The organism is Streptomyces sp. SM18 (assembly GCF_002910775.2).
Taxonomy (GTDB): domain Bacteria; phylum Actinomycetota; class Actinomycetes; order Streptomycetales; family Streptomycetaceae; genus Streptomyces; species Streptomyces halstedii.
Window position 1 is genome coordinate 1,210,301 of sequence record NZ_CP029342.1, and the last position, 18,677, is coordinate 1,228,977.

The 18,677-nt window shown below is 74.2% G+C and carries 16 protein-coding genes and 1 pseudogene; 9 read left to right on the plus strand and 8 right to left on the minus strand.

What is annotated here, in order from left to right:
* The first annotated feature begins 7 nt into the window (after window positions 1-7).
* Together B9S64_RS05285 and B9S64_RS05290 are read left to right on the plus strand one after the other, a co-directional pair.
* On the plus strand, window positions 8-784 hold the full coding sequence (locus tag B9S64_RS05285; protein WP_103493266.1) for a GntR family transcriptional regulator: 777 nt from the start codon (window positions 8-10) through the stop codon (window positions 782-784).
* A 96-nt stretch (window positions 785-880) separates the two neighbouring features.
* Window positions 881-2,110, plus strand: coding sequence for a type ISP restriction/modification enzyme (locus B9S64_RS05290; protein WP_103493265.1), 1,230 nt, complete (start codon window positions 881-883; stop codon window positions 2,108-2,110).
* A gap of 138 nt (window positions 2,111-2,248) precedes the next feature.
* Here B9S64_RS05290 and B9S64_RS05295 read toward each other — a convergent pair whose 3' ends face one another.
* Window positions 2,249-2,959 (minus strand): TetR/AcrR family transcriptional regulator, encoded by a 711-nt coding sequence (locus B9S64_RS05295; protein ID WP_103493264.1) that lies wholly within the window; start codon window positions 2,957-2,959, stop codon window positions 2,249-2,251.
* Window positions 2,960-3,022: 63 nt separating this feature from the next.
* Here B9S64_RS05295 and B9S64_RS05300 point away from each other — a divergent pair, with 63 nt between their 5' ends.
* Complete coding sequence (locus B9S64_RS05300) at window positions 3,023-3,991, plus strand: ATP-binding cassette domain-containing protein (RefSeq protein ID WP_103493263.1); 969 nt, start codon at window positions 3,023-3,025, stop codon at window positions 3,989-3,991.
* Window positions 3,988-4,821 carry an ABC transporter permease gene (locus B9S64_RS05305; RefSeq protein WP_103493262.1) on the plus strand — a complete coding sequence of 278 codons (834 nt, stop codon included), beginning with the start codon at window positions 3,988-3,990 and terminating at the stop codon, window positions 4,819-4,821. The genes B9S64_RS05300 and B9S64_RS05305 overlap by 4 nt, the downstream gene beginning before the upstream one ends.
* Window positions 4,822-5,004: 183 nt before the next feature.
* On the opposite strand, the gene B9S64_RS05310 is transcribed toward B9S64_RS05305, so the two are convergent.
* Window positions 5,005-5,268, minus strand: a complete 264-nt coding sequence (locus tag B9S64_RS05310) for a hypothetical protein (RefSeq protein WP_030629589.1) — start codon at window positions 5,266-5,268, stop codon at window positions 5,005-5,007.
* Window positions 5,269-5,540: 272 nt separating this feature from the next.
* On the opposite strand from B9S64_RS05310, the gene B9S64_RS05315 reads away from it, so the two are divergent.
* Window positions 5,541-6,635 carry a DUF5925 domain-containing protein gene (locus tag B9S64_RS05315; RefSeq protein WP_037875936.1) on the plus strand — a complete coding sequence of 365 codons (1,095 nt, stop codon included), beginning with the start codon at window positions 5,541-5,543 and terminating at the stop codon, window positions 6,633-6,635.
* Between the two features lie 159 nt (window positions 6,636-6,794).
* Here the strand turns inward: B9S64_RS05315 and B9S64_RS05320 are convergent, their stop codons facing one another.
* Window positions 6,795-7,169 carry a GntR family transcriptional regulator gene (locus B9S64_RS05320; RefSeq protein WP_103493261.1) on the minus strand — a complete coding sequence of 125 codons (375 nt, stop codon included), beginning with the start codon at window positions 7,167-7,169 and terminating at the stop codon, window positions 6,795-6,797.
* Between the two features lie 69 nt (window positions 7,170-7,238).
* On the opposite strand from B9S64_RS05320, the gene B9S64_RS05325 reads away from it, so the two are divergent.
* From B9S64_RS05325 to B9S64_RS05335, 3 genes are all read left to right on the plus strand, one after another.
* Window positions 7,239-8,159 carry a GNAT family N-acetyltransferase gene (locus B9S64_RS05325; RefSeq protein ID WP_103493260.1) on the plus strand — a complete coding sequence of 307 codons (921 nt, stop codon included), beginning with the start codon at window positions 7,239-7,241 and terminating at the stop codon, window positions 8,157-8,159.
* Window positions 8,140-8,667 (plus strand): DUF402 domain-containing protein, encoded by a 528-nt coding sequence (locus tag B9S64_RS05330; protein ID WP_103493259.1) that lies wholly within the window; start codon window positions 8,140-8,142, stop codon window positions 8,665-8,667. The genes B9S64_RS05325 and B9S64_RS05330 overlap by 20 nt, the downstream gene beginning before the upstream one ends.
* 116 nt (window positions 8,668-8,783) lie before the next feature.
* A complete protein-coding gene (locus tag B9S64_RS05335) occupies window positions 8,784-9,527 on the plus strand; it encodes an SDR family NAD(P)-dependent oxidoreductase (protein ID WP_028443916.1) in 744 nt (247 codons plus the stop codon).
* Between the two features lie 82 nt (window positions 9,528-9,609).
* Here B9S64_RS05335 and B9S64_RS05340 read toward each other — a convergent pair.
* The 5 genes and pseudogenes from B9S64_RS05340 to B9S64_RS05360 all read right to left on the minus strand — a co-directional run.
* Window positions 9,610-11,082, minus strand: a pseudogene (locus B9S64_RS05340) (trifunctional class I SAM-dependent methyltransferase/NUDIX hydrolase/VOC family protein); the annotation flags it as partial.
* Between the two features lie 114 nt (window positions 11,083-11,196).
* On the minus strand, window positions 11,197-11,751 hold the full coding sequence (locus B9S64_RS05345; protein WP_103493257.1) for a YceI family protein: 555 nt from the start codon (window positions 11,749-11,751) through the stop codon (window positions 11,197-11,199).
* Window positions 11,752-11,893: 142 nt separating this feature from the next.
* Window positions 11,894-12,817, minus strand: coding sequence for a triacylglycerol lipase (locus tag B9S64_RS05350; RefSeq protein WP_103493256.1), 924 nt, complete (start codon window positions 12,815-12,817; stop codon window positions 11,894-11,896).
* 171 nt (window positions 12,818-12,988) lie between these two features.
* Window positions 12,989-13,987, minus strand: a complete 999-nt coding sequence (locus B9S64_RS05355) for a helix-hairpin-helix domain-containing protein (protein ID WP_103493255.1) — start codon at window positions 13,985-13,987, stop codon at window positions 12,989-12,991.
* Window positions 13,984-17,445, minus strand: coding sequence for a DNA polymerase III subunit alpha (locus B9S64_RS05360; protein WP_103505240.1), 3,462 nt, complete (start codon window positions 17,443-17,445; stop codon window positions 13,984-13,986). Before B9S64_RS05360 ends, B9S64_RS05355 begins: the two co-directional genes overlap by 4 nt.
* Window positions 17,446-17,626: 181 nt before the next feature.
* Here B9S64_RS05360 and B9S64_RS05365 point away from each other — a divergent pair, with 181 nt between their 5' ends.
* A complete protein-coding gene (locus tag B9S64_RS05365; protein ID WP_103490834.1) occupies window positions 17,627-18,673 on the plus strand; it encodes a DUF3533 domain-containing protein in 1,047 nt (348 codons plus the stop codon).
* The last annotated feature ends 4 nt before the right edge of the window (window positions 18,674-18,677 follow it).

An 18,677-nucleotide genomic window follows, 5' to 3' on the forward strand; every position in this document is an offset into this window, starting at 1 on the left:
TGACCGGATGGACCAGGTGAACGAGGGACGCCCCACCCCCGCCTTCGCCCCTGACTCCCTGGTGCTCAACCGGAAACTGCCGCTGTGGTACCAGGTCTCGCAGTCCCTGCGGGCCTCCGTGCTCGGCCGTCCCCGGGACGCCTCCTCGCGGCTGCCGACCGAGGAGAAGCTCGCCGTGCACTACGGCGTCAGCGTGCTGACCATGCGGCAGGCCCTCAAGGAGCTGGAGTCGGAGGGCCTGATCAGCAGGCACCGCAGACGCGGGACGTTCATCGAGCCGCGCGCCCGGCGGGTCTCACCGGTCCGGCTGCTGGGTTCGATCGACGCGATCGTCGCCCAGCAGTCGGGCGAGCGGACCACCGTGCTCGACCACGGCCCGACGCCGGTGCCGGGAGAGCTGGCCGAGTTCTTCCCCGACTGCGCCGAGGTGATGAGCTACCGGCGGCTGCGCTGCGACGAGGCGACCGGTGAACCCACCAACTGGGCGGAGAACGCGGTGCGTCGCGAGCTCGCGGACCGTATCGACGTGACCGACCTGGTGCGGTGGCCGATGACGAAGGTGCTGCGTGACGGCGTCGGCGTACGGATCTCCCGGATCACGGACACCGTGGAGGCCCGGCTCGCCGACCCGGCCACGGCCGAGCTGCTCCAGGTGCCGCTGCTCAGCCCGATCCTGCACTACACGGGGGTGACGTACGACGACGACGGCCGGGTGGTGGACGTGGCGCGCATCCGCTACCGGGGCGACCGCTTCTCGTTCTCCGTGACGGTGGACGCGCACTGACCGGTGCGCGTACCGGCCGTCTCCCGCCGTTCCGGGCGCCCTCGTTACGATGCCGGAGGGCCGGCAAGGGGGCGACGCGACGGGGAGGACCGCACGGTGGCAGCACGGGAGGCGACCGGAGCCGGCGGGGGCGCGGGGCCTCTGCCGCTGGACGACCTGATGCCCTGGTCCGTACGTCCGCTGCGAACCGGACGCCCCTGGGTGACGGCGCCCGACACGGCGTCCCTGCGGGCCCGTTGGGACCGGCTGGTCCGGGCCGAGGGCGCCGAGCGGGAACGGCTGTTCCGGCCCGGCCGTGCGCGTACGCCGTGGACGGGGGCCGCCGCGCTGCCGGGCCGGTCCACCGGGACGGGCGCGTTCGCCCGGGACCCCGGCCCGTATCCCGAACCGGTGCGCATCCTGCACGGCCCGTTCGACGAGCAGTGGCTGATCCCCGACCACCGGCTGCTCGACGAGGCCCGGCCCGAGCTGTGGCGGGTCGCCGACGCCCACCAGGTCTTCGCCGTGGAACACGGGTACGTGCCCGGCGCGGCCGAACCCGCCCTGTCGGCGACGGCGCTGCTGCCCGACGGCCACTCCCCGGGAGGCCGTCCGGGCCGCGTCCGGCCGCTCTACCGGCGGCCGGGCGGCCGGGAGCCCAATCTCGCGCCCGGCCTGCCGGAGCTGCTGGGTGCCCGGTACGGCACGCCCGTCACCGCCGAAGCGGTCCTGGCCTGGGTCCTGGCCGCCGCCCGCCCCTCCCCGGCCGGCCCGTTCGTACCGCTCCCCGCCGACCGCGCGCTGTGGGAGGAGGGGGTGGAGCTGGGCGGGGAGATGCTGCGGACGCACCTGCGCGGGGCGCGCGGCGGGGAGCGGCCGAGGCTCCCGGGCGGCAGGCGGCCCTATGTGCGGGCCACGATCCCGCCCCGGCCGGCCGAGCTGGGCTACGACCCGGCCACCGGGACGCTCACGCTGGACGAGGGCCGCATCTCGCCCGTGCCCGCCGGGGCGTGGGAGTTCCGGGTGGGCGGGGTGCGGATGCTGGAGCTCTGGTTCGGGCGCCGCGCGGTGAGGGACGGGGTGGAGGGACTGGCGGCGCTGCGCCCGGACGCCTGGCCTCAGGAGTGGACCTCGGACCTGCTGGAGCTGATCACCGTCCTCGCCCTGCTCGACGAGCTGACGCCCCGTCAACAAGCCTTGTGGGAGCGGCTCGACGGGTCGGCCGTGCTGGACGGGGAGGAGCTGCGGATGGCCGGGGTCCTTCCGGTCCCCGCCTCCGCGCGACGGCCCGCCTCGGTGCTGGACCACCGGGAGGAAGGCCCCGAGGGGCAGTTCGCACTGCTGTGAGCGGGGCGGCGCGGCCCGGCACGGATCGCGGCGGCCGGCGGCCCCGGAAGCAGCAGCGGTGACCACCGGTCCCGGGAGACGCGGCAAGCCCTGCCCGAGAGCCGCAAGCGGCCACCACCGGCCCGGGAACGGCGGTGCCTACCGTTCGAAGGAGTCCAGCACCCGGCCCAGCGCGCGGTCGAAGACGCCTTCGAGGTCGATCGGGCCGGAGTCCTCGGCGAACCCGGCCGCCATGCGCGGGTACCGTCCGGTCGAGATCTGGCCGGCCAGGTACCGGGTACGCGCCTCGTGTTCCTGCTGCTCGGACCACGGAAGCGAACGGCCGCGCTCCGCCGTGGCGATCTCGTTGGCCACATAGGTGGTGATCACACCGTTGATCATGGCGATGAGTTCCATCTTCTCGCCGAACTGGGCGTCGAAGGAGTCCAGACAGCTCAGCGTGTATTCGAGGTACGCCAGCGCGTGGGGGCTGAATCCGTAGACCGGCGACATCAGCGCGGGCATCCAGGTGTGCCGGTGCATCATCGCGCGCCCCTGATGGGCGAGTGCCAGGAGGTCGGCGCGCCAGTCACCGGAGGGCTCGGCGGACAGGTCGTACTCACCGCTGACCAGGTCGAACATCAGCTCGTACAGATCCTCCTTGCGGGGGACGTAGTTGTACAGCGACATCGTGCCGCAGCCCAGTTCGGCCGCCACCTTCCGCATCGAGACCCCGTCGAGACCCTCGGCGTCGGCGATACGGACCGCGGCCGCCGCGATGTCGGCCCGGCCGAAGGCCGGCTTCGGCCCGCGACCCGCGCGCTCGGGACGCGCCCAGATGACTTCGGCTGCAGGGGACCGCCCCACCATGGATCACCACCTCGCCCCCCATCCTAGTTACGTACACCGTACGTAGTGCGGTACGGTGCACCCATGACAACTACGTACGCTGTACTTAGTGAAGGCCTGGAGAAGCGTTACGGAGACGTCCACGCGCTGCGCGGACTCGATCTGGCCGTCGCCGAAGGCACCGTCTGCGGGGTGCTCGGGCCCAACGGCGCGGGCAAGAGCACCGCGGTCCGGGTGCTCACCACGCTGACCGGCCCGGACGGCGGCAGCGCGCGGGTCGCCGGGCACGATGTGGTCCGTGAGGCGGCCGCCGTACGCGCGGCCGTCGCGGTCACCGGACAGAGCACCTCGGTCGACGGGGAGCTGTCCGGCCGGCAGAACCTCCGGCTCTTCGCCCGGCTGCTCCGCCTCCGGGGCGCGGCGGGACGCTCACGCGCCGACGAACTCCTCGACCGCTTCGGCCTGACCGAGGCCGCCGACCGCCCCGCCCACACCTACTCGGGCGGCATGCGGCGCCGTCTGGACCTGGCCGCGGGCCTGCTCACCCGTCCTCAGGTGCTCTTCCTCGACGAGCCGACCACCGGCCTCGACCCGCACAGCCGCAACCAGATCTGGGCCGCGGTGCGCGAACTCGCGGGCCGGGGCACCACGGTGCTGCTCACCACCCAGTACCTGGAGGAGGCCGACCAACTGGCCGACTCCGTCGTGCTGATCGACCGGGGCCGGGCCGCCCACCGGGGCACTCCGGCCGAACTCAAGGCGCTCATCGGCGGGTACGCGGAGGTCGTCGTCGCGCACGAGTCGGCGCTCGGGGCGGCGGCGGCCGTCCTCGACCGTCTGACCGGCGCCGAACCGGTGCTGGACCCCGAGCACCGCACGGTCGGCGTCACCGCCCCGGACCCCACCCTGACCCTGCCCCGCCTCGTACGGGAACTCGACGCGGCGGACGTCCCGCTGATCGACGCGAGCCTGCGCCCGCCCACCCTGGACGAGGCCTTCCTCTGCCTCACCGACCGGGGCGCGTCCCCCACCACGAAGGAGCCGGCCGCATGAGCGCCACCACCCTGGTCCACGAGCGGAACCCGGCACCCGCCGGGGGCGGCACCCTGATCGCGGACGGTCTGGCGATGACCGGCCGCCATCTGCACAAGCTCAGGGCCGCGCCGGGGGTCCTGATCCTCACCCAGACCATGCCGATCACCATGCTGCTGTTCTTCGGCTACGTCTTCGGCAGCGCGCTGGCCGTCCCCGGCGAGGAGTACCGCGCCTTCCTGGTGCCCGGACTCCTCGCGGCCACCGCCGCGAACGGCCTCATGACGGGGATGTTCCAGGCCGCCCAGGACTGCCACCGGGGGGTGATGGACCGCTTCCGTACGCTGCCCATGAGCCGGGCCGCCGTGCCGCTCGGCGCCACCGCAGCCGAGGTGCTGACGACGGCCGTGGGCCTGGTCCCGCTGATGCTCGTCGGATACGCCGCGGGCTGGCGGATCGAGGACGGCGCCGCCGGAGCCCTGGGCGCGTTCGGGCTGCTGCTGCTCTTCCGGTTCGCCACCTCCTGGGTGGGCTACTGGCTCGGTCTGCTGATCCGTGACGAGGAGGCCGCGGGCCAGCTCGGCAGCGCGACGTTCGTCCTGCCGCTGCTCTCCAGCGCGTACATCCCCACGGGGGGCATGCCGGGCTGGGTGCGGACGGTGGCCGAGTGGAACCCGATCAGCGCCCTCGCCGCGGCCACCCGCGAGCTGTTCGGCAACACGGTCCCGGCCGCCGACGCCGCGTGGCCGTCCGCGCATCCGGTGGCCGGCACACTGGCCTGGGCGGCGGTCCTGCTCGCGGTGTTCGTCCCGCTGACGGTCCGGCGGTACGCGCGCGACGGCAGGGGGTGACGGAGGGGCCGTGCGACCGGGGCGAGGACGCCGAGGGGTGCCGTACCGGCGCCGGGTGAGCACACCGACGCGATACCGCGGGCCCTGGGGATGGCGGGCGAACGGACAGCGGCACTGCGCCGGGGCGGGATGATCTCGGGTACGGCCCTGAGCGGTGGGCCGGACCTGCCTGAACGCCGTCGGTCAGCGGCGGCTGCCGAACAGCGAGCGCCGCAGCCGACGCAGCGGGGCGAAGAGCGAGACGCGCCCGCTCCTGCTCCTGCGGCTGTGCGCGGCGTCGCGCGAGGTCAGCTCCAGCATCAGCAGCGTCGCCTCCGCGGACTCGCGCCGCGGCACGGCGGGGCCGCCCAGCACCGCGAGATGGCGGTCGAGCCGCGAACTGGTCGCACTGCTCCCACAGGTGATGGCAGGCACACGCGGCCTGCTGCGCACCGTTATCTGTTCCATGTCACTCCCCACCCGTACGAGGGCACCCGGCCCCGGGCAGGACAACCCTATCGTCCCGGGCTGACACTCGTGTATCCCGGCCGTCCGATTGCACACGGGTATACGGAGGTTGACGTCGCGTTACCGCTTCCGACCGGTTCCGGACCGTCCCGGTCCGCCCGGTGCCGGCCGGGCGTCCCCGGGCGCGCGGAACCCGCACGGCGGAGCCTTCGCCGGGGCGGCTTCGTGAAACCTGGGTGCGCCGCGTGCCACCGTGCCGGATCATGGGCGCCATGCCAGCCTCTCCCGAGTCAGCTCTGCCGATCCGGCTCAATGTCGACGACAGCGACGCGCCGTCCGACGTCGTGGACGCGCTGTTCCTCGGCCGTTTCGCGACGGGCGAGCAGCCGTACTCGCACAGTTCCTCCCTCGACCGGGTGAAGTCGGGGGCCAGCCTGCTGCCCGCGGAGGCCACGGTGTTGCGGGCCGCCCGCGACGACGACCGCAGCGCGACCCTGGCCGAGGGCGAGGGGTGGACCCTGCTGGTCTCGCGGTGGAACCGGGGCGCGGACGTGACCGTCACCGCCACCACGCCCGAACTGGCCGAAAAGGTGCTGTCCGAGGCGACCGCCGGAGCCCAGGACGAACCGGAACCACAGCCCGAGAACGTCACGATGGGCTTCTGGTACGTCTCCCCCCGCCGCGGCCCGCACCGGACCACCCGGCAGATCGCCGCGGGCACCTGGGACGAGGTCCGGACCAACTACACGGCGCCGGTGGCCGACGCCATGGACCGGCTGATGAAGGTCACCCCGGACGACATCGCCGGCCGGCTGCTCCTGCTGCACGGCCCTCCGGGCACCGGCAAGACCTCCGCGCTGCGCACGCTGGCCCGGTCCTGGCGGGACTGGTGCCAGGTGGACTGCGTGCTGGACCCGGAGCGCCTCTTCAACGACGTCGGCTATCTGATGGACATCGCCATCGGGGAGGACGAGGGCTCGGCGAAGGGCCGCTGGCGGCTGCTCCTCCTGGAGGACTGCGACGAGCTGATCCGCGGCGAGGCCAAGCACACCGCCGGCCAGGCGCTGTCCCGGCTGCTGAACCTGACGGACGGTCTGCTGGGCCAGGGCCGCAACGTGCTGGTGGGGGTGACGACCAACGAGGACCTGGAGCGGCTGCACCCCGCGGTCGTCAGGCCGGGCCGCTGCCTGGCCCGGATCGAGGTCGGCCCGCTGACCCGCGCCGAATCGGTGTCCTGGCTGGGTGCGGAGGAGGGGCTCGGCCGCGAGGGCGCGACCCTGGCCGAGCTGTTCGCGCTGCGCCGTGGCAGCGGTCCCGCGTCCGTGCCGAAGCAGGACGCGGGGGCGGACGCCGGCCTCTATCTCTGACCCGGCCGCTCCCTCCGACCCCGGCCGCACCCCACTCCGGCCGGACCGGCACCCCACTCCGGCCAGGTTCCGCACGCCGGCCAGGCCGTTCCGCACTCCGGCCAGGCCGTCCCCCTCTCCGGTCCGGGCTTTCCCTTCTCCGGCCCGGCCCCCGGGGCGTCACCCCCCGTAGGCCGCCCGGACCGCGTCCTCGGCCCGTGACAGCGCCTCGGCCCGCGACAGGCCGAGGCGTCTGGCCTGCTCGGCGTAGTCCCGGGCGGCGGTGGCCGCCTTGCGCTCCGCCGCGCCGCCCGCCGCGGCGACGAACGTCCCGTTGCGCCCCCGGGTCTCGATCACCCCGTCGGCCTCCAGCGCGCGGTAGGCCTTGGCCACCGTGTTGGCGGCGAGGCCCAGTTCCTCGGCGAAGCCGCGTACCGTCGGCAGCCGGAAGCCGACGGGCAGGGCGCCGGAGCGGGCCTGTTCGGAGAGCTGGGCGCGCAGTTGCTCGTAGGGCGCGGTGGTGGATTCCGGGTCAAGGGCGATCGTCAGGGTCACGGCCCGATTCTCCCCCACCACCGGAAATTCGGAGGCGCCCGCCCCGGCCGTCCGCGTAGCGTCCGCCCCATGACGGTGACGGTACGAGACTTCCGGCCCGCTGACGCCGAGGCCTGGGTACGGGTGCGGCGCGCCGCCCTCCCGTACATGGTGACGACCCCCGGCCAGGTCCTGTACGACCTGGCCCGCGCGCACCCCGGGCGGCGGTACCGGCCGCTGGTCGCGGAGGAGGACGGCGAGGTGACGGGGACCGCGCAGGTGGGCCTCTCCCACGACAGCCCGGTGCCAGGCCAGGGGTTCTGCAACGTGTACACCGACCCGGAGCGGCTGGGCCGGGGAGCGGGCTCGCTGCTGGTGGCGACGGCCGAGGAGTATCTGGCCGAGGCCGGTGCGAGGAGCGTCTACACCTGGGTGCCGGACGAGCCGGCCGACCGCGCGTTCGCCGGGAAGCGCGGCTACGAGCCGCGCCGCCCGGCGCACTTCCTCCACCTCGACCTGGCCGGCGGCACGCTGCCGCCCCTCCGGGACGCTCCGCCCGGGGTGGAGCTGCGCAGCGCGGCGGACTTCGCGGACGATCCCCGTCCTCTGTTCGAGGCGGACGCGGAGACCACCGCCGACGAGCCGAGCGACACCCCGGCCGAGCTCGCGGACTACGACGACTGGCTGGCCACCACCTGGCACCGGCCCGGCTTCGACCGCGCGCTCACCTCGGTCGTGCTGGTGGACGGGGAGGTCGCCGCGTTCAGCGCGGCCACGACGGACGGCCTGACCCGCTACGGGACGGCGATGACCGGCACCCGCCGGGCCTTCCGTGGCCGGGGCCTGGCCAAGCTGGCGAAGAACGACTCGCTCCACCGGGCGCGGGCGGCCGGATACACGGACGCGTACACCGGGAACGACGCCGGGAACGGCCCGATGCTGGCGGTCAACACCTGGTTCGGTTACACCGTCTGCGCCACGGAGGTACGTCATGTCCGCGCCCTCGTCTGACCCCGGGAGCCTCCTGCCCGCGGCCCCGGCCGGAAGGACCCTGACCGTGGCCCTGGTCAAGGCCGGCCGCACCAAGATCCGGTATCCGGCCGAGACGGTACGGGACGACGGGTCCCGCATCACCGTCCGGGCGCCGTGGGCGGCCCCCGGGGTCCGGGACTTCGGCTTCGTGCGGTTCGAGCCGGGTGACGTGTTCACCGAGCACTACTGGCGCGACCGGTGGTTCGCCGTGAAGGAGGTCCGCACCGGCGGGGGCGCGCTGAAGGGCTGGTACTGCGACATCACCCGGCCCGCCGTCCTGGAGGGCTCCGAGCTGCTGGTCGAGGATCTGGACCTCGACCTGTGGGTGTCGGCGGACGGCTCGTCGGTCCTGCGCCTGGACGAGGACGAGTTCGCGGAGAGCGGCCTCGCCGACCGGGACCCCGAGGCCGCCGGGGCCGCGGTGCGGGCGCTGGACGAGCTGGAGCGGCTGGCCCGGACCGAGGGCCTGGCGGGGCTGCTCGGCTGAGACGCGCACCCCTTCCTTACATGTGCATTATGCACATCGTGGGTATGATGCACATGCATGGCGTCGTACGGGGGAACGGAGCGCCACCACGTACGAAACGAAGGAACTGCGCTGACATGACTCTGGAAAACAAGGTAGCGGTCGTCACCGGCGGTGCGTCCGGCATCGGGGAGGCCGTCACCCGGCTCTTCGTCGAACGCGGCGCCCGGGTCGTCGTCGTCGACCTCCAGCAGGAGGCCGGAGACGCGGTCGTGGCCGGTCTCGGGGACGCCGTGGCGTTCATCCGGGGCGACGTCTCCGACCGCGCGGTCGCCGACCGGGCGGTCGCCACGGCCGTGGAGCGCTTCGGGGCCCTCGACGTCCTGGTGAACAACGCAAGCGCCTCCCGGGTGCGGCCCTTCGTGGAGCAGACCGAGGACGACTGGAGCCTCGCCCTGGACACCGGCCTCTTCGCCACCCGCAACTTCATGCTCGCCGCCTACCCGGAGCTGCGGAAGGCGCGGGGCGCGGTCGTCAACTTCGCCTCGGGCGCGGGCATCGACGGCCAGCCCAACCAGGCCTCGTACGCGGCGGCCAAGGAGGCCATCCGTGGCCTCAGCCGGGTCGTCGCCAACGAGTGGGCGGCGGACCAGATCCGGGTCAACGTCGTCTCGCCGATGGCGAAGACGGCGGGTGTCGCGCAGTGGGCCGAGGCCAACCCCGAGCAGTACGCGCTCTCCGCCGCCAAGGTCCCGCTGGGCCGCTTCGGGGACCCGTTGAAGGACGTCGCTCCGGTCATCGCCTTCCTGGCGAGCGACGACGCCCGCTACATCACGGGCCAGACCCTGATGGCCGACGGCGGGGCGATCAAGCTCCGCTGAACCGCCGGCCCGGACCGTGTCGCGGGCCGGGGCCGTGTCCGCCCGCAGGTCGCCGGGCGGGTCCGACGGACGCGGCCTAGAGGGCCACCAGCTCCACCTCGTACCCGGCGGCGTTCGCCAGGTACGCCGCGTAGTGGCCGTCGCCTCCGGCGTACGGGTGGCGGTCGGGGAAGAGGAGGCGCCAGCCGTGGTCGGGGGCGCGGGCCACCAGGGCGTCGAGCGCGGCCCGGTCGCCCGCGTGGAACGCCAGGTGGTTGACTCCGGGGCGCAGCCGGTCGTGCGTGCCGCCGGACCCGTCCGGTGAGCAGACGACGGCCACATAGCCGTCGCCCCGCCGCCAGCTGCGGCCGTGCGCCCAGCGCTGGTACGGGACATGGCCCAGTTCGCCGAGCAGCCAGCCCCACTCCGCCTCCGCCTCCGCCAGGTCGGGCACCCACAGCTCGATGTGGTGCACCCGGCCCGTGGGGACGGCGGACTGCGGCAGCGGTACCGCGCGCCGGGGGCCGTCCGGGGTGTGGGCGACGGTGTCGCCGTCCTCGTGCCAGTGGAGGACGAAGCGCTCCTCGGCGCGGTACGCCTCCAGTCCGGCGCGGCAGTAGGCGATCATGTCGTCCGGAAGGGCGTCCAGCCGGTACCAGCCGATCTCCGAGCACTTCTCCGGCTCGGCGTTGCGGGGCGGGCGCTCCGGGTCGTACTCCGCCTCGAAGAACCAGCCCGTCCGGGGGCTGCCCCCGGGGCCCCGGTGCTGCATGACCAAGGCCACCCGGAGCTCCTCGGGGCGGAGTGCGACCCCGGTCTCCTCGGCCGCCTCCCGGATCATGGCCTCCCGGACGTCCTCGCCGTCCTCCGCGTGGCCGGAGGGCGCGTGGAGCAGCCCGTCCGCGTATCCGGTGCCCGCCCGGCGGGCGAGCAGCACCTCGGGGCCGCGCCGCAGGAGGAGGTGGACGTCCACCACCTCGGTGTGCCGGTGCGGCGGTTCGGCGCGGGCCACCAGGGCGTACCGCTCGTCGTCCACCTCCCTGCCCCAGAGGCGGGCGTCCCCGGAGAGCGGCTCGTGGTGGACGCGCTCGGTGAACGGGGCGAGCAGGGCGGTGAGCCGGGCCGCCGACAGGCCCTCGCCGCCCCACACCCCCTCGATCAGCACCAGCCGGCCGCCGGGCCTCAGCAGGGAGAACCAGTGCCGCAGGGCGGCCTCGGGGTCGGGCAGCAGCCACACCACATGCCGGGCCAGGACCACGTCGAACCGCCGGGGCCCGACCGGGGGGTGTCCGGCGTCCCCCACGAGCACCTCGGCGCCGGTCCCGGCGAGCTTGGTCCTCGCCCGCCCGGCCATGCGCGGCGACCGGTCGACGGCGGTGACCCGGTGCCCCTGGCCGGCGACGAGGAGGGCGAGGCTGCCGGTGCCGCATCCCAGGTCGAGCACCTCGGAGCGCGCGGCGGGCAGCCAGCTCTCCATCCGCCGTGCCCAGGCGGCGCGGACGGCGGGGTCGAGAAGCCCGTGGTCGGGCTCGTCGTCGAAGGAGTCGGCGGCGGCGTCCCAGTCGGTCGTGGTCATACCGCCGATCTTCTCAGCCGCCACCGACAGCGCCGCCGCGCCCGTCACACGGGAACGCCCGCCCGCGCGCGACGGGCGGGCGCGCGTGGCGCCGGACCGGGGGTGCCCGGACGGTCAGGACTGCTTGATCGCGGAGACGTCGAACTCCAGCACGATCTTGTCGCCGACGAGGACGCCGCCGCCCTCCAGCGGGGCGTTCCAGGTGACGCCGTAGTCCTTGCGGCTGATCTCCACGGATCCCTCGAAGCCCGCCCGGGTGTTGCCCATCGGGTCGGTGGCGCTGCCCTGGAAGGAGAACGGGATGGTCACGGAACGGGTGGTTCCCTTGATGGTCAGGTCGCCGGCGACCTCGACCTTGTCGTCCTCCAGCACCCGCACCCCGGTGGAGGTGAAGGTGATGTCGGGGTGGGCGGGCGCGTCCAGGAAGTCGTTGGTGCGCAGGTGCTCGTCGCGCTGCTGGTTGCCGGTGTCGATGCTGGCCGCCTTGATGGTGACGGTCACCGAGGACCGTTCGGGCTCGGCGCCGTCGATCTGCGCGGTGCCTTCGAACTCCCGGAACGAGCCGCGCACCTTGGTGACCATCGCGTGGCGGGCCACGAAGCCGATCTGGGTGTGGGCCGGGTCCAGCGCGTAGGTCCCGGTCAGTTCGGCGCGGGGAACGGTCGTCATCACTACCTCCGCTAGGAACGGTCGGCGGCTGAGGCCTCCGCCTCGTCACCCGCCCACGGTAGGCGCCCGCGCCGCCCGCCGCCTCCCGGGCCCGTGACCGCCGGGGCCCCGCGCTCCTGACAGCGCGGGGCCCGGTCCTTCCTCAGCCGATCACCGAGAGGCAGGTGGTCGGGGTGGCGTGCGCCGGGTCGAGGGCGTTGGCGACCTCGTGGAAGGCCACCCGGTCGATCGTGCCGATCGCGACGTGCTCGGACAGGGAGAGCGGGCACAGGTCCTGGAGCAGGACGTTGCGTACGTCCGGCCCGTCCAGGTACTGCGTGCGGTACGGGGTGACGACCTCGTCGTACCGGGTGGCGATCACCGTGTAGCGGACGCCGGGCACGGTGTCCCCGCCGGCCGTGAGCTCGGTGATGAACCGCGACCCGGCGACCTGGTCGGCGAGGCCCGGGGTCTTCTCGGTGATGAGGTGTCCGAGCCCCGGGAAGTACGGCAGCAGCCCGGTGAGGCCGAGCAAGGTGGTGCCGTGGTTGTCGGGGGCGATCCCGACGAGGGCGTTCACCTTGGCGGCGCCGCCGAGGAACTTCAGGTAGTAGTGCGGCATCATCCCGCCCTGCGAGTGGCCCACGAGGTCGGCCTCGGGGGCTCCGGTGGCGGCGAGCACCCGGTCGACGTAGGTGGCGAGCTGCCCGGCCGACGCGTCGATGGGGCCGAGGCCGCCGATGTGCGGGAGGCCTGGGAGCTGCCCGTAGTCGAGCGAGAAGACGCAGTAGCCCCGGTTGACGAGGTAGGGGGCGAGGACCAGCCAGTTGTCGACGGAGTTGGCGAAGGTCCCGTGGACCAGGACGACGGGGCGGGGGTGGGCCGTGGAGGGCTTGCAGGAGAAGTCGTTCCAGCCACGGGAGATGGCGGCCCGCACGGAGGTGGACGCCTCTGCGGAGGTGGGGGCGGGGACGGTGGGGGCGGCCGTCGCGGTCGCCGCCGTGGGGACGACGAGCGCGAGGGCCGCGAGCAGCAGTGCGGCGAAGGGGGTTCGGCGTGCGCGCGGGGCACGGGTCCAGGGCAGCATCGGGTGGTCTCCTTGCGGCTCAAGGGGGTGCGATGTCGGTGCGCCCTGCGGTCCGGACCACAAGTGGGGATTCTCTACGTGCTCAGGATTTCCTACGTGCTCATGTCAAGTTACGCACGGGTAGCGCGGCACGGGAAGTTACGCGTCGGTAAAGAAACGGGGCGCGCGTGCTCAGGCCGCCAGCCGCCCCGGTTTCACGGCCTGCGGACCGAACTTCGCCCGTACCTGGTCGGACACCGCCTCGATCCGCCGGGCCCGCTCGTCCACCGGGTCGAAGGAGAGCTGGTGGGCGGCCCGTTCCGCGTCGTGCAGCCCCTCCGCCCGCAGCGCGAACCCCCGCACCCGCGCCCGTTGCAGCGCGAACGAGTCCTGGACCCGGTACACGAGCGCGGTGAGCGCCGCCGAGTGGGCGGTGGGTTCGGGGAGCGTACGGCTGCGGGTCAGCGTCGTGCAGCCGCTCCGGCCGGCGTACCGCACGGTGACCGTGAGCGAGCGGCAGACCTGTCCGTCGGCGCGCAGCCTGGCCCCCAGCTCCTCGGTGAGCGAGAGGAGCGCGCGGCGGTGCCGCTCGGGGTCCAGTTCGTCGCGGGGGAAGGAGCGTTCGGCGCCGATGGACCGGGCGGCGGCGTTCGGGACGACCCGGGTGCGGTCGATGCCGTTGGCCCGTTCCCACAGGTCGCGGCCGGTCCGTACCCCGGTGATCCGCTGGAGGGTGGCGAGCGGCGCGGCGGCAATCCGGCCGACGGAGTCGAGCCCGTAACCGCACAGGGTGCGCGCGGTCGCCGGGCCGACGCCGTCCAGCGCCGCGGCGGGCTTGGCCGCGAGGAAGCCGGCCGTCTCGTCCTCGGGCACCGTGAAGGTGGTCCCGGGTGCCGCCTGGCGTGCCGCCATCCGGGCCAGCATGGGGTTGGCGGCCGCCCCGATCGCGCAGTCCACGCCGTGCAGGGCGAGCGCGCGGACCCGGATCACCGAGGCGAGTCCCGCCACGTCCTGCCCGAAGTAGCGCAGTGCCCCGCCGACGTCGGCGAGCGCTCCGTCGGGCGGCGCTGCCTCGACGACCGGGGTGAACGCGCCGAGGAGCGCGAGCAGGCCCTCGTAGGCCGCGCTGTCCGGCGGGCCGCCGCCGATCCGCCGGAACCGCAGGCACAGGACGGCCGGCCGCCCGCTCATCCCGCGCTCCCCGGGCTCTGGTGCCACAACTTCCGCCCGGTGGGCGCCCCTTCACCGGCGGGCTGGAGGTCGGACCAGGGGTTCATCTCGTAACCGGTCGGCAGCTGGATCCGCCGGCCGCCGTCGGCCGGCGCCGCCTCCTCCTCGGTCCCGGGCACCTCCGCCAGCCGTGCCGCGACCGCGTCGAGCCCGCCCTCGCGCCGCAGTTCGGCCAGCTCCGCCAGGTTCCAGGCCGCGGCCCCCACCACGCTCATGCTGCGCGGGCCGCGCCGCTGGACCACCCCGCGCACCAGCAGCAGCCAGGAGTGGAAGACGGTGTGGGCGCAGGCGGCGTGGCTGTCGTCGAAGAAGGCCAGGTCCACCAGGCCCGTCCCGTCGTCCAGGGTGGTGAAGATGACCCGGCGCCCGGAGCGGACGGGCGGGGTCTGGGTGGCCGCCTTGGCACCCGCGACCAGCACGGTCTCGCCGTGCGCGGCCTCCCGCAGCCGTTGGGCCGAGACCGCGCCCAGCTCCTCCAGGAAGGCGTGGTGATCGCCCATCAGATGGCGGGAGACGTCCATGCTGAGGACGCCGAGTTCGGCGCTGAGGCGTTCGGCGTCGTTGAGGTCGGGCAGTCCGACGGTGCCCGTCCGGTGCCCGTCGCCGAGCGGGAGCTGGGCGCCGTCGCCCCGGGCCCCTGCGCCGCGCTGGGCGCGGTGCAGTTCGGACAGGTGCAGCAGCAGGTCCCGGCGGTTGGCGCCGAAGGCGTCCAACGCGCCGACCTGGGCCAGGCGTTCGGCGGCCGGTTTGCCGGGCCGGGCCCGCTGCCAGAAGTCGAGCAGCGAGGAGTAGGGCTGCCCGGCCTCGATCCGGGCGACCTCGGCCTCGCTGATGCCGTGGACGTCCGCGAGGGCCAGCCTCAGCCCCCACACCCCACGTTCAGACACCAGTTCGATTCGATGGGTGGCCGCCGACCGGTTGACGTCCAGCGGCAGCACCGGCACCCCGCGCCGCCGCGCGTCCGCGAGCAGCAGCCGCTTGGGGTACATCCCCGGGTCGTGGGTGAGCAGCCCGGCGTAGAAGGCCGCCGGATGGTGCGCCTTGAGCCAGGCCGACTGGTACGTCGGTACGGCGAAGGCGACCGCGTGCGCCTTGCAGAAGCCGTAGCTGCCGAACGCCTCGACGATCTCCCAGGCCCGGTCGGTCACCTCGGGCGCATACCCCCGCTCCGCCGCCCGGAGCGCGAACCAGACCTTGATCCGGCCCTGCGACTCGGGGTCGGACAGCCCGCGCCGCACCCGGTCGGCCTCGCCCCGGCCGCAGCCGGTCATGATGTCGACCATCTCGATGATCTGCTCGTGGAAGACGACCACGCCGTAGGTGTCGCGCAGCGGCCCCTCCAGGTCGGGGTGCGGGTAGCGGACGGGCGCGCGGCCGTGCCGGGCCTCGATGAACGGCCGCACCATGTCGGCGGCGACGGGGCCGGGGCGGAACAGCGAGATGTCGACCACCAGGTCGTGGAAGGTGGCGGGCTGGAGCCTGCCGACCAGGTCGCGCTGGCCCGGCGACTCGATCTGGAAGCAGCCCAGCGTCTCGGCGCTCCTGATCAGCCGGTACGTCTCCGGGTCGTCCGGCGGCACGGCGTCCAGGTCGAGCTCCTGCCCCGAGGCCCGTTTCAGCTCGGTGACCGCGTGCGCCATCGCCGACTGCATCCGTACGCCGAGCACGTCGAGCTTGAGCAGCCCGAGGTGTTCCACGTCGTCCTTGTCGAACTGCGCCATCGGGAAGCTCTCGCCGCTGGTGGGCACGACGGGCGTACGCCGCAGCAGCGAGGCGTCCGAGAGGAGCACCCCGCACGGGTGCATGGCCATGCCGCGCGGCAGCGCGTCCAGCGCCTCCACCAGCTCCCAGAGCCGGCCGTACCGCTCCTTCCGCCCGGCCACCTCGCGCAGTTCGGGCAGCTCCTCCATCGCGGCGCGGGCGTCCCTGGCCCGGATGTGCGGGAAGGCCTTGGCGAGCCGGTCGGTCTCGGCGGGGTCCATGGAGAGCGCGGCGCCGACGTCCCGGATGGCGTGGCGCACCCGGTAGGTCTCGGGCATGGAGACGGCCGCGACCCGCTCGGCGCCGAAGCGCCCGATGATCGCGCGGTAGACGTCGAGGCGGCGGGCCGACTCCACGTCGATGTCGATGTCGGGCAGCACGAAGCGCCGTGTGGACAGGAACCGCTCCATGAGCAGCCCGTGTTCGACGGGGTCGGCGTGCGCGATGCCCAGCAGGTGGTTGACCAGGGACCCGGCGCCGGAACCGCGCGCGGCGACCCGGACGCCCATCCCCTTCACGTCGTCCACCACCTGAGCGACCGTCAGGAAGTAGGAGGCGAAGCCGTGGTGGGCGATGATGTCCAGCTCGTGGTGCATCCGCTCCCAGTAGTCGCGCCTGCCGTCCAGGCCGCGCAGCACCATGCCGGCGGCGGCGCGGGAGGCCAGCACCCGCTGCGCGGTACGGTGCCCGGCGCCGACGAGGCGCGGTTCGGGGAAGTGGACGCTGCCCAGCCCCAGGTCGTCCGCGGGATCGACCCGGCAGGCGTCGGCGGTGTGCCGGGTCTCGGCCAGCAGCCGCTCCCCCGCGCCCGGACCGAGGCCCGCGGCCGAGGTGATCCGCTCGGCGGTCTCCCGCATCGCGTGGGCGTCCTTGAGCCAGCGCTCCCCGCTGTCGAGGGGGGAGCGGCGCGGATCGACGGGGACGAGCCTGCGGGCGGAGTCGAGTACGTCGGCGACCGGGCCCTGTCCCGGGTCGGCGTACCGGACGGCGTTGGTCAGCACGGCCCGCACCCCCTGGTCGGCGGCGAGGCCGACGGTACGGGCGGCGAGCCGCAGTGATCCGGGGCCGGTGCCCGCGCGGCCGTGGTGGACCGCTTCGAGGCGCAGGGCGTCACCGTAGAGCTCCCGCCAGGGGGCGAGCAGCGCGGCGGCCCGGTCGGGGCGTCCGGCGGCGAGGGCCGCGCCGACGTCGGAGGCGGGGCCGAGCAGCACGGTGAGCCCTTCGGCGGGCAGCGCGGCCCGGCCGACCAGGAGCTGTCCGGTGCCGGTGCCGCCCGTGTCCGGGGCGTGCGCCGCGGTGACCAGCCGGCACAGCTCGGCCCAGGCGGGCGCGCCGTCCCGGGCGAGGAAGGTGACCCGGGGCGCGGACTCGTCGACGAAGGCACCGCCGCGGACCGGGGCCCGCAGCCGGTGCGTCCGCCCGGCCCCGCCCTCTCCCGTACGCGGCGCCACCGCGAGTTCCGCCCCGAAGAGCGGCCGGATCCCGGCGCTCTCGCAGGCCCGTGCGAAGCGGACCGCGCCCGTGAGGCCGTCGCGGTCGGTCAGCGCGAGGGCGTCCATCCCCCGCTCGGCGGCGCGCTCGGCCAGCCGCTCCGGGTGGGAGGCGCCGTACCGCAGGGAGAACCCGGAGGCGGTATGCAGATGCGTGAAGCCTGACACCCGCACCTCCTGGACCGTTCCGTATAGCGCCACCCCCCTCGCTCTCCACCCTAAACCAAGTTTCGAACATTCGTACGATAGCCGAAGCGGGGCTCACCCCGTCCTCCCTCCGGCCGCCACCCCTCCGCCATTCGGCTCTGCCCCGACTGCACGGACCGTGGGGCGCCCGGACCGTAGGGGCATGACTTTCGCCGGGGAAGTGAAGAACGCCGTCACCGTACGGGCCGCCCTGCTCGTCGTCGGGGTCCTGGCGCTCCAGCTGCTGTTCATCGCGTCGTACGTCGGGGCGTTGCACCGTCCCGACGCGACGGACGTCCCCTTCGGCGTCGTCGCCCCGCGGCAGATGTCCCAGCAGCTCGTCACCCGGCTGGACGGCCTCCCGGGCGGCCCGCTGGACCCCCGCGCGGTCTCCGACGCGGCCGAGGCGCAGAAGAAGGTCATGAACCGTGACCTGGACGGCGCCCTGATCGTCGATCCCCAGGGCACGACGGACACCCTGCTCGTCGCCTCGGGCGGCGGTACCGTCCTGGCGAACACCCTGGGCAAGATCATCGAACGGGCGGAGGCACCGCAGCACCGCACGGTACGGACCGTGGACGTGGCCCCGGCCTCCCCGGACGACTTCAACGGGCTCTCGTCGTTCTACCTGGTGGTGGGCTGGTGCGTCGGCGGCTACCTCTGTGCCTCGATCCTGGCCATCAGCGCCGGGGCCAAGCCCGCCAACCGGCAGCGCGCGCTGATCCGCACCGGGGTCATGGCGCTGTACTCGATCGCGGGCGGGATCGGCGGCGCGATCGTCATCGGACCGATCCTCGGCGCGCTCCCGGGCAGCCTGTGGGGGCTGGCGGGACTGGGCGCCCTGATCGTCTTCGCGGTCGGCATGATCACGCTCGCCCTGGAGGCGCTCACCGGCATCGTCGGCATCGGGCTGGCCGTCCTGATCATCGTGGTCGCGGGCAACCCGAGCGCGGGCGGCGCCTTCCCCCTGCCGATGCTGCCCGAGTTCTGGCGGGCGATCGGCCCCGCCCTGCCACCGGGCGCGGGCACCTGGACGGCCCGTTCGATCGCCTACTTCCGGGGCAACGCGGTCACCGGCCCGCTCCTGGTGCTCTCCGCCTGGGCGGTCGTCGGCACCGCCCTCACCCTGCTGCTGTCGCTGCGGCGCAAGCCTGACGGGGAGGGCCCCTGGGCGGCCACGGCCGTCAGCACGCCCGAGCCACTGCGCTGAGCCC

What these genes read in the sequence shown, in the direction of transcription:
- B9S64_RS05285 (WP_103493266.1), top strand. Translation starts at nt 8, where the DNA reads ATGGACCAGGTGAACGAGGGACGCCCCACCCCCGCCTTCGCCCCTGAC.
- B9S64_RS05295 (WP_103493264.1), bottom strand. Translation starts at nt 2,959, where the DNA reads ATGGTGGGGCGGTCCCCTGCAGCCGAAGTCATCTGGGCGCGTCCCGAG.
- B9S64_RS05300 (WP_103493263.1), top strand. Translation starts at nt 3,023, where the DNA reads ATGACAACTACGTACGCTGTACTTAGTGAAGGCCTGGAGAAGCGTTAC.
- B9S64_RS05305 (WP_103493262.1), top strand. Translation starts at nt 3,988, where the DNA reads ATGAGCGCCACCACCCTGGTCCACGAGCGGAACCCGGCACCCGCCGGG.
- B9S64_RS05310 (WP_030629589.1), bottom strand. Translation starts at nt 5,268, where the DNA reads ATGGAACAGATAACGGTGCGCAGCAGGCCGCGTGTGCCTGCCATCACC.
- B9S64_RS05315 (WP_037875936.1), top strand. Translation starts at nt 5,541, where the DNA reads ATGCCAGCCTCTCCCGAGTCAGCTCTGCCGATCCGGCTCAATGTCGAC.
- B9S64_RS05325 (WP_103493260.1), top strand. Translation starts at nt 7,239, where the DNA reads ATGACGGTGACGGTACGAGACTTCCGGCCCGCTGACGCCGAGGCCTGG.
- B9S64_RS05330 (WP_103493259.1), top strand. Translation starts at nt 8,140, where the DNA reads ATGTCCGCGCCCTCGTCTGACCCCGGGAGCCTCCTGCCCGCGGCCCCG.
- B9S64_RS05335 (WP_028443916.1), top strand. Translation starts at nt 8,784, where the DNA reads ATGACTCTGGAAAACAAGGTAGCGGTCGTCACCGGCGGTGCGTCCGGC.
- B9S64_RS05345 (WP_103493257.1), bottom strand. Translation starts at nt 11,751, where the DNA reads ATGACGACCGTTCCCCGCGCCGAACTGACCGGGACCTACGCGCTGGAC.
- B9S64_RS05350 (WP_103493256.1), bottom strand. Translation starts at nt 12,817, where the DNA reads ATGCTGCCCTGGACCCGTGCCCCGCGCGCACGCCGAACCCCCTTCGCC.
- B9S64_RS05355 (WP_103493255.1), bottom strand. Translation starts at nt 13,987, where the DNA reads ATGAGCGGGCGGCCGGCCGTCCTGTGCCTGCGGTTCCGGCGGATCGGC.
- B9S64_RS05365 (WP_103490834.1), top strand. Translation starts at nt 17,627, where the DNA reads ATGACTTTCGCCGGGGAAGTGAAGAACGCCGTCACCGTACGGGCCGCC.